This is a genomic window from Limnohabitans sp. Bal53 (genome assembly GCF_003063355.1).
GTDB lineage: Bacteria > Pseudomonadota > Gammaproteobacteria > Burkholderiales > Burkholderiaceae_C > Limnohabitans_A.
Genome location: NZ_NESH01000001.1, coordinates 242,906 through 258,102, shown reverse-complemented (window position 1 = coordinate 258,102; position 15,197 = coordinate 242,906). Strand labels below are relative to the sequence as shown.

Sequence of the window (15,197 nt, the reverse complement as noted above, 5' to 3'; positions counted from 1 at the left end):
CTTATATAAGATAAAATACTTGGGTAAACCCGTGGGTGGCGATCCCGCCCTGCGGGGTCAACTGATTTACACCTCTATCCGATGGTTTCCAACAACGCCAAAGAAGTTTTCATCCAGGGCATCACCCAGGACGGCAAGCCTTTCAGACCCAGCGACTGGGCCGAACGCCTGGCGGGCGTCATGAGCCCCTTTCGTCCTGGCGGTGCAACCCCTGGGAGCCACCTGAGTTATTCACCCTGGTGCATTCCCACCACGCTGGCCGGGGTCAAGTGTGTGATCGTGAACCACGAATTGCGCGAGCACAACGTCATGGCCTGGGATTTCGTGATGAACTTTGCGCGCGACAACGGCTTGCAAGTGGCCGAAGCCTGTTTGCTGCCCGACCCACCGCCCAAAAAATAAGACCTAAGAACCGACCGCCCAAGGGCGGTTTTTTTATGGGTCCCGAGTTCTTGAAGGTATGGATGCCAAGATCAACCCCGCTGAGTTGGGGCCATCGCCGGGTGACGATTTTTACGAGCAAAGCGAGTCATGAGGAGCCCGGCGATGGCCCCAACTCAGCATCTGCCAATCTGCCAAATGGACATGAAAAAACCGCCAAGGTTTGCACCAGGGCGGTTCAGTTTTCGCGGACAGCGCACCCGTTTCAAACGGCGGCGGGGACTAAGCCTCGCCGGGCTGTTGATCTGATGGAGCGGATCAGGCTGCGGCAAGAGCCAAAGTTTTCACTTTGGCGCTCAGGCGGCTCTTGTCACGAGCGGCCTTGTTCTTGTGGAAGATGCCTTTGTCGGCAATGATGTCCACCACAGCTTGCATCTTGGCAAACAACTCGGTGGCTTTGGTCTTGTCGCCTGCTGCAACGGCTTTTTCGACGTTTTTCACAGCAGTGCGGTATTTGGAGCGCAGCGAAGAGTTCGCAGCGTTGATTTTGACGTCTTGGCGGACGCGTTTACGGCCGGAAGCAAGACGGGGGTTTTTCTTTTTAGGTTTAGCGGATGCCATATATAAGTTCTTTCAGTGTCTGAGGATGATGTCCAGCGAACCCGGCATTCTAGCAGACCTGAAAACGGCATCCGGCTCCTTGGGTGGATCAGCAGGCCAGGCCCGCGTCTGAATCCGTCGCGCGGTCAAGGCATGTGAAGCAGGCTCGAGAGTGGCCGCTACACTCGGCCACTGTGAGCCTCCTCCGATCTGCCTCCGTCGTGTCGATTTTTACCTTGGCCTCCCGGGTCACAGGTTTGGTGCGCGAGCTGCTCATGGCCTCCCTGTTCGGGGCCAGCGCCTTGACCGATGCCTTCAATGTGGCCTTTCGCATTCCCAACCTGTTTCGCCGCCTGTTTGCCGAAGGGGCCTTCAGCCAGGCTTTTGTCCCGGTGCTGGCCGCTACCCGCGCCCAGCATGGCGACGAGGCGACCAAGGAAGTGATCGACAGTGTGGCCACGGCACTGGCCTGGTCGGTACTGGCCTTGTCTGTTTTGGGTGTTTTGGCCTCGCCTTGGTTGGTCTGGGCGCTGGCCAGTGGCTTGCAGCAAGACGCCCGGGGTTTCGGCGCGGCTGTGAACATGACGCGCTGGATGTTTCCCTACATCGCCTTCATGTCCTTGGTCGCTTTGTCGGCCGGAATTTTGAACACTTGGAAGCGTTTTGCTGTGCCCGCGGCCACGCCTGTGCTGCTGAATGTGAGCGTGATCGCAGCCACTTGGTTTTTGTCGCCCTGGTTGGCCAAGCAGGGCGTGGAGGCCATCTATGCCTTGCCTGTGGGTGTGATGGTGGGCGGTGTCTTGCAGTTGGCAGTGCAGATTCCGGCCTTGGCCCGGTTGGGTTTGCTGCCCCGTTTGGGCGTGCGACCCCGCGCCGTCAAAAAAGCCTGGACCAACCCCGCCACCTTGAACATCTTGCGCCTGATGGGCCCGGCTTTGCTGGGTGTGGGTGTGGCCCAAATTTCCCTGCTCATCAACACCCAGATCGCTTCCCACCTGGCCCCCGGCAGCGTCAGTTGGTTGACCTATGCCGACCGTTTGATGGAGTTCCCCACGGCCATTTTGGGCGTGGCACTGGGTGTGGTGCTGATGCCGCAGCTGGCCGCAGCCAAAGCCACGGGCGACAGCGAGCGTTATGCCGCCATGCTCGACTGGGGCTTGCGTCTGGTGCTGCTGCTGGCTTTGCCCTGTGCGGCAGCTTTGCTGGTGTTTTCGCAGCCCCTGGTGTCGGTGCTCTACCACTATGGGGCCTTCACCGACCGCGATGTGCAGCAAACCACTTTGGCCCTGACGGGCTACGGTGTGGGCTTGCTGGGCCTGGTGGCCATCAAGGTGCTGGCCCCGGGCTATTACGCGAGCCAAGACATCCGCACGCCGGTGCGCATCGCGGTCGCGGTGCTGGTGCTCACCCAAATTTTCAACGTGTTGCTGGTGCCTTACCTGGCCCACGCCGGGCTGGCTCTGTCCATTGGTTTGGGGGCTTTGGTCAATGCCTTGTGGCTGCTGGTGGGGCTGCTGCGTCGGGGCAGTTACAAGCCGCAGCCCGGCTGGTGGCGCTTTGGCTTGCAGGTGCTGCTGGCAACGATTTGGCTGACGGCCTTGCTGTGGTTCGCGGCGAACCATTTGCCTTGGGTGGCCATGCGCCAAGAGGCTTGGTTGCGCATGGGCTGGATGGTGGCGGTATTGGCGGGCTCGGCCTTGCTTTATTTTGGGGTGTTGTGGGCCACGGGTTTGCGGCTCAAGGCCTTCCTCAAGCGTTGAAAGATTTCTCATGGCGCTGACTTTTTCTGCCCCGACCCCTTTGGGTTATTTCACCAGCCTGGTGCAAAGCGACGAGCACTTTCCTTTGCTGGAGGCGGCCGCCAGTCTTGCGCAGGACGAAGAGCCCAGCATCGACGTGCAGCAGGTGCTCGACGATGTGGAGCGCTTGCTCAAACGGGTCACGGCGCGCATGCCCGACGAGGCCGATGACCTGACTCGCTTGGCCATCTTGACGCAGGTCTTCTACAAGGACTTGGGCTTTGGGGTGAATGCCAATGACTATTACGCCCCGGAAAACAGCTACATCTTCGAAGTGCTGCGCACGCGCCGGGGCATCCCGATTTCGCTGGCGGTGATCTGGCTGGAGCTGGCTCGGGCGCTGGAGTTGAAGGCGCAAGGCATTTCTTTCCCTGGCCACTTTTTGGTGAAGGTGGCTCTTGAAGGGGGGCTGGTGGTGCTGGACCCGCTCACGGGCGAGTCTTTAGGCCTGGACAATTTGTCCGAGCGCCTGAGCCCTTTCCGGGACCCCGCGGACCAGAGCGCTGCGCCCGACCTGGACGAGGGGGAGACCCCTTTGGGCTTGTATTTGCAAGCCTGCCCGCCCCGCGACATGCTGGCACGCATGCTGCGCAACCTGAAAGAAATTTTCCGTTCCCAGGAAGACTGGCCGCGCATGCTGCAGGTGCTCGACAGGTTGGTGATCTTGCTGCCCGAGGTGTGGTCCGAGCGGCGCGACCGGGGCCTGGTGCATGCCGAAATGGGGCATGTGCACGAAGCCTTGCAGGACCTGCGGTTGTACCTGGAGGCCGTGCCCGCAGGGCCCGACACCGTGGCCCTGCGCAACCGGGTCAGCGAGCTTTCGGCGTTGTGACGGGGTGCTCAGGCGGGCCGCTGGAGGTCAACCGCTTGAGACTGAGGGCCTGAAGGCTCAGGCCACCACCACCTGAGCCCCATCGCCTTGGGGTGCGATGCGGCCGATGGTGTAGACCGACTCGCCCAGCGCGCGCAAGGTGTCGGCACAGCTTTGCGCTTCGGCCGCGTCCACCACCACCACCATGCCGATGCCGTTGTTGAAGGTGCGGTTCATCTCGATGTCGTCGATGCCTGCGGTGGCTTGCAGCCAGGCAAACAGTTCGGTCTGGGGCCAGCTGCCTTTTTGCAGGTGAGCTGCCAAGCCATCGGGCAGTACGCGGGGAATGTTTTCGAGCAAGCCACCGCCTGTGATGTGGGCCAGTGCCTTGATGCCAGAGGCTTCTTCTGTGTTCGGGTGCTTGGCAAGGGCGGCCAGCACATTGAGCACATACAACCGTGTCGGCGCCATCAAGGCTTGTTTGAAGGGCTTGCCGTCCAGGGTTGCAGGGGCGTTGCTGCCTGCGCGCTCGATGCACTTGCGCACCAGCGAAAAGCCATTGGAGTGCACGCCGCTCGAAGCCAGGCCCAGCACCACGTCCCCGGCTTTCACATTCTGGCCCGTGAGGATTTTGGATTTTTCGACTGCACCGACCGCAAAACCCGCCAGGTCGTATTCGCCAGCGGGGTACATGCCGGGCATCTCGGCGGTTTCGCCGCCAATCAGGGCGCAGCCGGACAGCTCGCAGCCCTTGGCAATGCCGCCGACCACGGCAGCTGCCGTGTCCACGTCCAGCTTGCCGCAGGCAAAGTAGTCGAGGAAGAACAGAGGCTCGGCGCCTTGCACCAGCACGTCGTTCACGCTCATGGCCACCAGGTCGATGCCCACGGTGTCGTGCATGTTCCATTCAAATGCGAGTTTGAGTTTGGTGCCTACGCCGTCGGTGCCGCTGACCAGCACGGGTTCCTTGTAACGCTTGGGCACTTCAAACAGCGCGCCAAAACCGCCGATGCCGGCCAGCACGCCTTCGCGCATGGTTTTCTTGGCCAGGGGTTTGATGCGCTCGACCAGTGCGTCGCCCGCAACGATGTCGACGCCGGCGTCTTTGTAGGAAAGAGGGGTTTGAGTCATGGTTTTGGCCCGAAAGGGGCGTGTGAACAGGAAGGAGGGCCAATAAACGGGCTGGCAGACTAAAATCAGGGCTTATTTTAAGGGTTAGCCCTGAGCGCTCGGGCCAGTCCCCGGCAAAACAAGAGACCGCATGCAAGCCCCCCTTCCTTTTTTCATGACCCGACTGGCCGCCTGGCTGGGCGTGGCCCTGGCTGCCGTGTTGGTTTTCTGGCTGCTGGCCCCAGTGCTGGCGCCTTTTGTGATCGCGGCCGTGATGGCTTATGTGTTGCACCCCTTGGTGCTCAAGCTTGAGGGTGTGGCCGGTGGGCGTTTGCCGCGCGCTTTGGCCGTGGTGTTGGTGGAGGCGCTGGCCTTGTTGGCCCTGTTGGGTTTGTTTTTGTTGATGGTGCCGATTTTGGTGCGCGAATGGCCTTTGTTGCAGCAGCAATTGCCTTTGCTGCTTGACCGCCTGGGCGATGCCATCAACCCCTTGTTGGCCCAGTTGGGACTGAATGTCTCGCTGGATCTGGCCGACCTGAAACAACAGCTGGTGACTTACCTGAGCGCCAACCGAGAGGATTGGTGGGCCCCGCTCATGTCCTCGCTCAAGCTGGGCGGTAGTTTGGCGCTGGCCGTGGCAGGCTATTCGGTGCTGGTGCCCGTGGCCTTGTTTTACATGCTGTACGACTGGACGCGGCTGGTCAACAGCATGCTCGTGTTGGTGCCTCCGGCGTGGCGCGGACGATTCGACGACTTCATGCATGACTGCGACGAGGTTTTGGGCGAGTACCTGCGAGGGCAGATGCTGGTGATGTTGGTGCTGGCCGTGTTGTATTCGCTGGGCCTGAGTTTGTTCGGTCTGGACCTGGCGCTGCCCATTGGCGTGTTCACCGGGTTGGCGGTGTTTGTGCCTTATTTGGGCTTTGGCTTGGGCCTGGTGCTGGCGCTGTTGGCCGGTTTGCTGCAGTTGGCGCCGTCGCAGGCCTTGCTCATGGTGGCCGTGGTTTATGGCCTGGGGCAGTTGATTGAGAGCTTTGTGCTGACGCCCCGCCTGGTGGGCGAGCGCATTGGCTTGCACCCATTGGCCGTCATTTTGGCCTTGATGGCTTTTGGCCAAGTGCTGGGTTTTGTGGGCGTGCTGATCGCGTTGCCCGCCAGTGCGGTCTTGCTGGTGGGTTTGCGCCGCTTGCGGGCGCAATACCTGCAAAGTGATCTGTACCGCAAAAGCGGCTCGGGTGCGGTGGAACAAGGACCCGATCAGGCATGAAGCAGCTTGCTTTGGACATCGGCCTGGCCTCGACGCCCACGCTGGACAATTTTTTTGCGGGTCCCAACGCGGCCGCGTTGAGCCACTTGCGTTTGTGGACAGCCTCGGCCAGTCGCTCTCCCGTGCCCAGCTATCTGTGGGGCGAGAGCGGCTCGGGCAAAACCCATTTGCTGCATGCCGTGCACCATGCGCTGCAAGAGCAGGGCGCGCAGGTGGGCTGGCTGGACGCCCACAGCATGGATCCGCCCGAGTTCAACGACGATTGGGCCGCTGTGCTGATGGACGATGTGCACCTGTACAACGCCGAGCAGCAGCACACCGCCTTCAACTGGTTTGTCAACGCCTTGACGCCCCGCAGCGGCACGCCGCGCTGGGTCTTGGCCGCAGGGGCTTTGCCCCCGGCCGATCTGAAGCTGCGCGACGATTTGCGCAGCCGCCTGGGCTGGGGCCACATCGACGCCCTGCAGGTGTTGGACGAACCCGAGCGCCGCGCTGTGCTGCGCCAAGAGGCCGATGCCCGGGGCCTGTTTTTGAGCGACGACGTCATGTCGTACATGCTCAAGCGCTTTTCGCGTGATTTGGGCAGCCTCATGCAACTGCTCGACCACCTGGACCACTACGCCTTGCAAACGCAGCGCGCTCTGACCATTCCGTTGGTGCGCGCGATGCTGGAGAACGAATGAAACTCGCCCTGTTTGACCTGGACCACACCTTGCTGCCACTGGACTCTGACCACACTTGGGGGGTGTTCACGACCGAAATGGGTTGGACCGACCCGGCGGTGTTCAGCCAACGCAATGACGAGTTTTATGCCCATTACCAGGCGGGCACGCTGGACATTCATGACTACGTGCGCTTTGCCACGCGCGCGGCGCGCGAACGCGGAGCGGCCGAGGCGGCGCAGGCACATGCTCGCTACATGGACGAAGTGATCCGTCCGCTCATCACGCCCGAGGCACTGGCACTGGTACGATCGCACCAGCACGCGGGGGACACGGTCATGATCGTGACCGCCACCAACGAGTTTGTGACCCGCCCGATTGCCCAAGCCTTTGGGGTTAGCGAGTTGATCGCGGTCGACCTCGAACGCGATGCCAGCGGCTGGATCACAGGCGAAATCCGGGGCACCCCGTCGTTTCGGGAGGGTAAAGTCACCCGGGTCGCGCAATGGTTGGGTCAAAAAGGCCTGGACTGGAGCGATGTGGAGATGACGTTCTATTCGGACTCCATGAACGACTTGCCGCTGTTGGAAAAAGCCCACCATCCGGTGGCAACGAACCCTGACGCTCGGTTGCGTCAACTGGCCACAGAGCGTGGCTGGCGCATCCTCGACCTCTTTCAAGAATGATCAAACAATTCATCGACAAGCTGATGGGCAAAACGCCTAAAAGCAGCAAGCCCCACTTTGGCCGCCGCACCGAGGTGCCCGCATCGGTGCATGGCATCGACCCCAACTTGGTGGACGAGCGCGCCATCAACGTCACGCGCACCCTCCAACAGGCCGGATTCGAGGCATATGTGGTGGGTGGTGCGGTGCGCGATCTGCTGCTGGGCCTGCGCCCCAAAGACTTTGATGTGGCGACTAACGCCACACCTGAGCAGGTCAAGGGCCTGTTTCGCCGAGCTTTCATCATCGGGCGGCGCTTTCGCATCGTGCACGTGGTGTACGGCCGGGGACGTGACAACGAGGTGATCGAGGTCTCCACCTTTCGGGCGCATCTGGACAACGTGGCCGCGGAGCAGGTCAAGGGCAATGAGCGCACCAGCAAACGCCAGCTCGAAGGCATGCAACACGCGGTGGATTCATCGGGCCGTGTGCTGCGCGACAACGTCTGGGGCCCGCAAGACGAAGACGCCACACGCCGCGACTTCACCGTGAACGCCATGTATTACGACCCCGAGTCCCAGATCGTGGTGGACTACCACGGTGGCATCCAGGACGCCAAAAAGCACGTGCTGCGCATGATTGGCGACCCGGTGGCGCGTTACCGTGAAGACCCGGTGCGCATCATCCGCGCCGTGCGCTTTGCGGCCAAGCTCAGCCCACTGGGTTTCAAGCTCGAAGTCAAAACCGCCAAACCCCTGACGAAGTCGGCGACTTTGCTGGCCGATGTGCCGCAAAGCCGCTTGTTTGACGAGATGCTCAAACTCTTGCAGACCGGGCATGCTTTGGCTTCGATTGCGCAGCTGAAAAATCTGGGGCTGGCCACCGGCATTTACCCCTTGCTGGATGTGGTGGTGGAGCGGGCCGACAGTGCCTTTGTGCAGGTGGCCTTGGCTGATACCGACCGCCGCGTGGGTGAGGGTAAGCCCGTGGCGCCTAGCTTCTTGCTCGCTTGTGTGCTGTGGGCCGACGTGCGCGAAGGCTGGGCCAAACGCCTGGCGCGCAAGGAGCACCCGCACCCGGCTTTGCAAGACGCGATCGACGAGGTGTTTGACGCCCGTATCGGCGATGTGTCCGGGCGTGGCAAGCTGGCCGCCGATATGCGCGAGATCTGGATGATGCAGCCGCGCTTTGAAAAGCGGGTGGGCAGCACACCGTTTGGCCTGGTCGAACAGCCTCGCTTTCGCGCAGGCTTTGACTTTTTACGCTTGCGTGCCGACATCGAAGAAGTGGACATTCGCCTGGCCGACTGGTGGCAAGAGTTCAGCATGGCCAGCGACTCAGAGCGCGAAGACCTGGTGCAGGCGGCCAAGGCCGAGCAGCAGGCCTCGCAAGCGGCCAAGCCGCGGGTGCGTCGTGCGCCCCGACCCGAAGGTGCGCCCGCGTCAGCCGAGAGCCGGCCTGCAGTGGAGGCTGAAGGCAGTGACGATGGTGCGGCCAAAAAACGCCGCCGCCGTCGCCGCAAGCCCGGCGCTGCTGGTGATCAGGCGGGCGACGGCGGCAACGCCGCTTGAATCTTTGAGCTGAACAGCGAGGGTTGATCTTGCGAGACCCAGTCACCGCGTATGTGGCCTTGGGGGCCAATTTGGGCGATGCCCGTTCGACTGTGCTGCAGGCCTTTGAGACACTGGCGCGTGAGCCCGGGATTGATGTCACAGGCCGCTCTGCGCTATACCGTACAGCCCCCCACGAAGCCCAGGGTCCTGACTTCATCAATGCAGTGGCTCGCATCGACACGCGGTTGTCTGCCCCCGATGTGCTGGACGCTTTGCAAGCCATCGAGCACCAGACAGGCCGTTTGCGCCCCTACGTGAATGCACCTCGCACCCTGGATCTGGACCTGCTGTTTTACGGCGATGCCTGCATGCACAGCCCCCGCCTGACGCTGCCCCACCCGCGCTGGCGCGAGCGGGCTTTTGTGCTCGTCCCCTTGGCCGATGTGTGGCCGCAGCGTGTGGGCGCTGAAGACCTGGCCCGCGTGGCCGGCCAAGCCATAGAGCGTGACAGGGCAGCGCACACCTGATTTTTCACCCGCTTGGCGCTTGATGGGCGACAACGGTCAAACTTGTGACCTTATTGGCTGATCAGTCGGGCCGCTTCGATTTGGTATTCAAAGTAACGCTGCAGGCTGAAGACCAGGCTGGACATCAGCACCGTGGTGCCAAACAGCAAGGCGATGACGATGCCGATGATGGTGCCCCATTGCGTGCGGCCTGCTGGGTTCAAGCTGTCCGATTGGGGGTTGAAGCGCGCATTCCATTTGTCGATGGGCGTCAAGCCGTAGACGATGGCGTTGAGCGCGCAGCCCGCGATGGTGAAGCCCAGCAAAGGAATCAACAACCAGCTCAGTCTGTCGTCTTGGCCAAATTGCTGCACACGTTCGAGGCCATAAAAACCCAATGCAGTGGGGATGGGCAGCAGCCATGCCAGCACGTCCGTGAACCCATACAGATAGAAACGGTGCAGACCCAATGGGCCAGTCCAGAAAGCCAGCCAAGTCGCAAGAGTTTTGTTTTTCATGGAGCGATTATTGCGGAGGGCTGCTGTCACCTGCACCCAAAGGCTTTTCCATCATCACGACATCGAGCCAGCGATCGAATTTCCAGCCGCAGGATTTCAGTACGCCGACGTGGCTAAAGCCTAAGGCCGTATGCACGCCGATGGACCCCGCATTCGCCGAGTCACCGATGACGGCCAGAAATTTGCGCACACCCGCGCGTTCTGCCAGGGCGCATAACTCAGCCAGCAGTGCGCGGCCCATCCCCTTGCGGTGGGCGTCTGGTGCCATGTAAATGGAGTCTTCGGCAGAAAAGCGGTAGGCAGGGCGGGGCTTGAACCAGTTGCAATAGGCAAAACCGATCACGCGGCCTTCGTCTTCGACCACAAGGTAAGGCAAGCCTTTGGATAACACATCAGCGCGGCGGCTGGCCATGTCGGCCTCAGAGGGCGAATCGATCTCGAAAGTACCGGTGCCGGTCAGTACGTGGTGGCGGTAAATGGCCGTGATGGCGGCGACATCTTCGTCGCGGCTGGGGCGGATCAGAGGCAAGGCAAAGCTCCCGTTGTATAATGATTGGCTTTTCAGTGTGTCACTGGCCGGGTGGCCAGTTGCGTGTCTCAAACGCTGAAGGATACCGGGCATCTGGGCAATTGTTCCCAAGAAGCCCAACCACCCAAGGATAAATCATGGTTGTTATTCGTTTGAACCGCGGCGGCTCTAAAGCACGTCCTTTCTTCAACATCGTCGTTGCTGACAAGCGCGTGCGTCGCGATGGCCGCTTCCTCGAGCGCATCGGTTTCTACAACCCAACCGCGCGTGGTGCCGAAGAAGGTCTGCGCATTGCGCAAGACCGCCTGACCTACTGGAAGAGCGTAGGCGCCCAAGCTTCTCCCACCGTGGAACGCCTGATCCGTCAAGCCGGCAAAGCCGCAGCCTGATCGGTTCGCACAGGTCATGCGTCCGCCTTTGGAAACAGCCGCACTGCCGGCTGACGCCATCGAAATTGGACGCATCACCGATGCCTGGGGCATCAAAGGCTGGTTCAAGGTCTTGCCCCACAGCGCCTCGCCCGAGGCGCTTTTTTCTGCCAAAAGCTGGTTTTTGTTGCCGCCCGATCGGCCCATGAAACCCCAGCGTGGCCAAGAGGCCTCAGCCGCTGCACAACAGGCCTGGCGCGAGCCCTTGCTGCTCAATATCCTCGAAGTCAAAGACCATTCCGACACCGTGGTGGCGCGTGCCCAAGGCATTGACGACCGCAATGCTTCCGAATCTTTGCGCGGAGGCCGAATTTTTGTACCTCGCTCGAGCTTTCCTGCTGCGGCCGATGGTGAGTACTACTGGGTCGACCTGATCGGTCTGCAAGTGCTCAACCGCGAAGGTCTGGACTTGGGCTTGGTGCGTGACCTCATGTCCACTGGCCCGCAAACCGTTCTGGTCATTGAAGCCGCTGCCGAGACGGAAGGCGGCAAACCTGTTGAGCGCATGATCCCGTTTGTAGCGGCCTTCGTCGACGGCGTTGACTTGTCCGCCAAGCGCATCACGGTCGACTGGCAGCCCGACTATTGAGCCGCCCCGGCCGTGGAGGGCCATCCCCATGCGCTTTGACATCATCACCCTGTTTCCTGAATTGTTTGCACCGCTGTTGACCAGCGGTATCACGCGCCGTGCTTACGAAAGCGGTTTGGTTGACGTGCGTTTGTGGAACCCGCGCGACCATGCCGAAGGCAATTACCGCCGGGTGGACGACCGATCTTTTGGCGGTGGTCCCGGCATGGTCATGCTTGCCGAGCCCTTGTTCAAGTGCTTGACGGCCATTCGCGCCGATCGGCAAGAAGAAACACCTGCACCCCTGGTGTTGTTTTCTCCGATAGGCCGGGCCCTGAACCACAGCGCGGTGGCCCAATGGTCGGCCAGCTTGGGTGCGGTGCTGCTGTGCGGCCGCTACGAAGGTGTGGATCAGCGTTTCATTGACCAATATGTCGACCAGCAAATCAGTTTGGGCGACTTTGTGCTCTCAGGCGGTGAAATCGCGGCCATGGCCTTGCTTGATGCAGTCGCCCGTTTGCAGCCCGGTGTCTTGAACGATGAAGGCAGCCACCAGCTCGACAGCTTTAACCCAGCGCTTGACGGTTTGCTGGACAGCCCACACTACACCCGTCCCGAAGTTTGGCAGGGCCATGCGGTACCGCCCGAATTGATGTCGGGCCACCATGCGCAGATCGCCCGGTGGCGGCGCGAGCAAAGCCTGCGCTTGACGGTTTTGCACCGCCCCGAGTTGCTGGATCAGGCCCGGCAGCTTGAAAAGCTCAGCCGCCAAGACGAGGCTTTTCTCCAGCGGTCTCAAGTCGGCTTGACGGATGCGGCGCCATCCGCACCGCCAAAAAAGCTATAATCAAGGGCTTTTCGATCCTCTACCCGCCGCGATCTGGCTCAGTCATGTTTTGGCATGGCCTTTACAGCACAGAACGCCCCTTGTGTAGCGAGGCATGATCGGACGGAGTTCAAAAAATGAATTTGATTCAAACTCTTGAGCAGGAAGAAATTGCCCGTTTGGGTAAAGTGATTCCTGAATTTGCCCCCGGCGACACCGTGATCGTCAGCGTCAACGTGGTGGAAGGTACGCGCAAGCGTGTCCAAGCCTACGAAGGTGTTGTGATCGCCAAGCGTAACCGTGGTCTGAACAGTGGCTTCACTGTGCGCAAGATCTCCAGTGGCGAAGGTGTGGAGCGTACGTTCCAGACTTACAGCCCCGTGATCGCCAGCATTGAAGTCAAGCGCCGTGGTGATGTTCGCCGCGCCAAGCTGTACTACCTGCGTGACCGCAGCGGCAAGTCGGCACGTATCAAGGAAAAGTTGCCTCAGCGCAAAGCAGCACCTGCTGCCAAAGCGTAAAGCCTTTTCGTTCATACGAAAAAACCGCCCGGGTTTAGGCCTTGGGCGGTTTTTTTATGGGTGCTTCAAGGCGCGTCCCGATGAGCCCCCTGGCCATGAAAAAAGGCCTTGCCGGTGAGGGCAAGACCTTGAAAGGATCTTGAAGTCCTGAGCGCAGCCCAGGAAAACGATCAAGCGCGCGTGATTTTCAGCACACGTGTGCCGCCACGTTTGCCTGCAGTGCCTTCGCCTGCGGCATGGGGTTTGAAGTTGCCAGCACCAAACTGCTTGGGGCCGCGAGCAAACTTGTCACCCGCTGCGCCGCGAGGGGCAGGACGGGCGGCGTTTCGGTTGTCACCACCACGGTCTTCCCAGCGGCCGCCTTGACGTGGGCCGTCCTGACGGGCGTCTTGGCGTGGGGCAGGGCGGCTGTCGCCTTTGTCCCAAGGGTGCGCGGGAGCACCGCGTTGCTCAAAGCGGTCACCGCCGCCACGGTGCTCACCACGGGGGGCGTCAAAACGGCCGCCGTCTTTGCGTGCATCGAAGCGTGGCTGTTCGTCACGGAAGTTGCCACGTGGAGCGCGGTTGTCAAAGCCGCCGCCACCATTGTCGCGGTCACGGTTGCCACCGAAGTCACGGCCACCGGGGGCGGGACGGCCACCGCGGAAACCACCACCTGCGTTGGCGTAGTTGCGTTCGCCGCCAAAGCGGTCACCGCCACGGCCCATGGGCTTGCGGGCTTCGGGCATGCGCACTTTGGGCTCCAGGCCTGGAATCACTTCGGCCTTGAAAGGCTGGCGTGTGTAGGACTCGATGTCAGCGATCTTGCGGCGGTCACGAATTTCGGCAAAGGTCACGGCCAGGCCATCACGGCCAGCGCGGCCTGTGCGGCCAATGCGGTGGGTGTAATCCTCAGCCTTCATCGGCAAACCGAAGTTGAAAACGTGGGTGATGGTGGGCACGTCGATGCCGCGAGCGGCCACGTCGGTGGCGACCAGAATCTGGACTTGGCCATTGCGCAGTGCCATCAGGCGGCGGTTGCGCATGCCTTGGCTCAGGGCGCCGTGCAGGGCCACAGCGGAGAAGCCGTCTTGCTGCAGGTCAGCGGCCAAGCCGTCGCACTCGATTTGGGTGCTGGAGAACACGATGGCCTGGTCGATCGTGGCGTCACGCAACCAGTGGTCGAGCATCTGGCGCTTGTGTTGCGCGTTGTCGGCCCAAAACAGCACCTGTTTGATGTTGTTGTGCTTTTCCTGGGGGTTATCGATCTGGATTTTCTGGACCGAAGAACCACCGTCATGCATCACGCGCATGGCCAATTGCTGAATGCGTGGCGCAAAGGTGGCGCTGAACATCATGGTCTGGCGGCGCTGGCTGGTCATGTCGTTGATGTCGGCCAGGTCGTCCGAGAAGCCCAGGTCGAGCATGCGGTCGGCTTCGTCCACCACCAAAAACTGCACCTGGTCCAACTTGATTTGCATGGAGCGTTGCAGGTCGAGCAAACGGCCTGGGGTGGCCACGACCAGGTTGGCGTTTTGCAGCTTGGCAATTTGCAGCTGGTAAGGCATGCCACCGACCACGTTGGCCACGCGCAGACCGCGAGTGTGCTTGACCAGCTCGATGGCGTCTTGCGCCACCTGTTGGGCCAATTCACGTGTGGGGCACAGGATCAGGGCACCAGGGGTCGGGGCCTTGAAATTGCGAGGGTTAGTGGGGTCTTTGCGCTTGGCGCGCTTGGGGGCGGGCTCGCCCTTTGCAGCGGCGTCGGCGCAGGCTTGATCAAACTCGGCACGCTCAGCGGCTTCTTGTTCGGCCATTTGCTGAATCAGCGTGTGCAACACGGGCAACAAGAAGGCGGCGGTTTTACCACTGCCGGTCTGGCTGGAGACCATCAGGTCGGTGTAGCCATTGGACTTGCCGTCCTTGGAGCCACCGGTGGTGGGCAGTGCCAAAGGAATGGCGCGCAATTGCACGGCTGTGGGCTGGGTGTAGCCCAGATCGGCCACAGCCTGCACCAGCTCGGGGGCCAGGCCCAGTTCGATGAAGCCGTTGGGCACGTCGGCGACGGCTTCGACTTCTTCGGCTGCTTCAGTGGTAACTTCAGCGGCTGGCTCGGGGGTGATTTCGGCCGCTGCGGCGGCCATGATTTCAAGGGCCAAATTAGTTGCTGCAGGCTGTGCAGTCGACTCGGTGGCGATAGATGTGGTTTCGGCAGGCGACAATTCGCTCTGCACTGTGTTCAAAGTGTCAGTCATGTGTATGTATAAAACTCGCACGGAACAACGGCCGCTAACAGAAAACTGTTGCTGTTGACCGCAGGCACCGCAAGGTTGAAAAGACATCAACCATCAAACGGTGCTCGCGAGAGGCGCTGGGCGTGAACCTGGCCGCTGTGAGTGACCCTATCGTTGGGTCAAGGCATGAAGGGAGATGTATGAAACGCTGCACCTCTGTGCAGCGAGCCCACTATTATG

At 61.1% G+C, this 15,197-nt stretch carries 17 protein-coding genes; 12 read left to right on the top strand and 5 right to left on the bottom strand.

From position 1 onward, the window contains the following. The first annotated feature begins 81 nt into the window (after nt 1-81). Entirely contained in the window at nt 82-402 is a 321-nt protein-coding gene (locus B9Z50_RS01205) for a DUF3579 domain-containing protein (RefSeq protein ID WP_108361883.1), read from the top strand. Between the two features lie 297 nt (nt 403-699). Here the strand turns inward: B9Z50_RS01205 and rpsT are convergent, their stop codons facing one another. Continuing rightward, nucleotides 700-1,002 carry a 30S ribosomal protein S20 gene (gene rpsT / locus B9Z50_RS01200; protein ID WP_108361882.1) on the bottom strand — a complete coding sequence of 101 codons (303 nt, stop codon included), beginning with the start codon at nt 1,000-1,002 and terminating at the stop codon, nt 700-702. Between the two features lie 173 nt (nt 1,003-1,175). On the opposite strand from rpsT, the gene murJ reads away from it, so the two are divergent. Both murJ and B9Z50_RS01190 read left to right on the top strand, forming a co-directional pair. Then, entirely contained in the window at nt 1,176-2,741 is a 1,566-nt protein-coding gene (gene murJ, locus B9Z50_RS01195; protein ID WP_108361881.1) for a murein biosynthesis integral membrane protein MurJ, read from the top strand. A 10-nt stretch (nt 2,742-2,751) separates the two neighbouring features. Continuing rightward, complete coding sequence (locus B9Z50_RS01190) at nt 2,752-3,612, top strand: SirB1 family protein (protein ID WP_108361880.1); 861 nt, start codon at nt 2,752-2,754, stop codon at nt 3,610-3,612. 57 nt (nt 3,613-3,669) lie between these two features. Here B9Z50_RS01190 and purM read toward each other — a convergent pair whose 3' ends face one another. After that, nucleotides 3,670-4,722, bottom strand: coding sequence for a phosphoribosylformylglycinamidine cyclo-ligase (purM, locus tag B9Z50_RS01185; RefSeq protein ID WP_108361879.1), 1,053 nt, complete (start codon nt 4,720-4,722; stop codon nt 3,670-3,672). A 130-nt stretch (nt 4,723-4,852) separates the two neighbouring features. On the opposite strand from purM, the gene B9Z50_RS01180 reads away from it, so the two are divergent. From B9Z50_RS01180 to folK, 5 genes are read left to right on the top strand one after another with little or no spacing between them, the layout of a single operon-like run. Next, nucleotides 4,853-5,968 (top strand): AI-2E family transporter, encoded by a 1,116-nt coding sequence (locus B9Z50_RS01180; protein ID WP_233249703.1) that lies wholly within the window; start codon nt 4,853-4,855, stop codon nt 5,966-5,968. After that, nucleotides 5,965-6,651: a DnaA regulatory inactivator Hda gene (hda, locus tag B9Z50_RS01175; protein ID WP_108361877.1), complete on the top strand. Its 687-nt coding sequence runs from the start codon at nt 5,965-5,967 to the stop codon at nt 6,649-6,651. Before B9Z50_RS01180 ends, hda begins: the two co-directional genes overlap by 4 nt. Beyond that, entirely contained in the window at nt 6,648-7,316 is a 669-nt protein-coding gene (locus B9Z50_RS01170; RefSeq protein ID WP_108361876.1) for an HAD family phosphatase, read from the top strand. Before hda ends, B9Z50_RS01170 begins: the two co-directional genes overlap by 4 nt. Further along, a complete protein-coding gene (pcnB, locus tag B9Z50_RS01165) occupies nt 7,313-8,866 on the top strand; it encodes a polynucleotide adenylyltransferase PcnB (protein ID WP_108361875.1) in 1,554 nt (517 codons plus the stop codon). Before B9Z50_RS01170 ends, pcnB begins: the two co-directional genes overlap by 4 nt. A gap of 29 nt (nt 8,867-8,895) precedes the next feature. Then, nucleotides 8,896-9,375 carry a 2-amino-4-hydroxy-6-hydroxymethyldihydropteridine diphosphokinase gene (gene folK, locus B9Z50_RS01160; protein WP_108362479.1) on the top strand — a complete coding sequence of 160 codons (480 nt, stop codon included), beginning with the start codon at nt 8,896-8,898 and terminating at the stop codon, nt 9,373-9,375. Between the two features lie 50 nt (nt 9,376-9,425). Here the strand turns inward: folK and B9Z50_RS01155 are convergent, their stop codons facing one another. After that, nucleotides 9,426-9,872, bottom strand: coding sequence for a hypothetical protein (locus B9Z50_RS01155; RefSeq protein WP_108361874.1), 447 nt, complete (start codon nt 9,870-9,872; stop codon nt 9,426-9,428). A gap of 7 nt (nt 9,873-9,879) precedes the next feature. Further along, complete coding sequence (locus B9Z50_RS01150) at nt 9,880-10,401, bottom strand: GNAT family N-acetyltransferase (protein WP_108361873.1); 522 nt, start codon at nt 10,399-10,401, stop codon at nt 9,880-9,882. A gap of 137 nt (nt 10,402-10,538) precedes the next feature. Here B9Z50_RS01150 and rpsP point away from each other — a divergent pair, with 137 nt between their 5' ends. The 4 genes from rpsP (at nt 10,539) to rplS (ending at nt 12,744) form a co-directional block, all read left to right on the top strand. Then, a complete protein-coding gene (gene rpsP, locus B9Z50_RS01145; RefSeq protein WP_108361872.1) occupies nt 10,539-10,790 on the top strand; it encodes a 30S ribosomal protein S16 in 252 nt (83 codons plus the stop codon). A gap of 16 nt (nt 10,791-10,806) precedes the next feature. Continuing rightward, nucleotides 10,807-11,418, top strand: coding sequence for a ribosome maturation factor RimM (gene rimM / locus B9Z50_RS01140; RefSeq protein WP_108361871.1), 612 nt, complete (start codon nt 10,807-10,809; stop codon nt 11,416-11,418). 28 nt (nt 11,419-11,446) lie between these two features. Next, the gene (gene trmD, locus B9Z50_RS01135) at nt 11,447-12,244 is read left to right on the top strand and encodes a tRNA (guanosine(37)-N1)-methyltransferase TrmD (protein ID WP_108361870.1); all 798 of its coding nucleotides are present in this window, start codon (nt 11,447-11,449) and stop codon (nt 12,242-12,244) included. A gap of 116 nt (nt 12,245-12,360) precedes the next feature. Continuing rightward, nucleotides 12,361-12,744 (top strand): 50S ribosomal protein L19, encoded by a 384-nt coding sequence (rplS, locus tag B9Z50_RS01130; RefSeq protein ID WP_108361869.1) that lies wholly within the window; start codon nt 12,361-12,363, stop codon nt 12,742-12,744. A gap of 170 nt (nt 12,745-12,914) precedes the next feature. On the opposite strand, the gene B9Z50_RS01125 is transcribed toward rplS, so the two are convergent. Further along, nucleotides 12,915-14,978: a DEAD/DEAH box helicase gene (locus B9Z50_RS01125; protein WP_108361868.1), complete on the bottom strand. Its 2,064-nt coding sequence runs from the start codon at nt 14,976-14,978 to the stop codon at nt 12,915-12,917. Nucleotides 14,979-15,197: the final 219 nt, after the last annotated feature.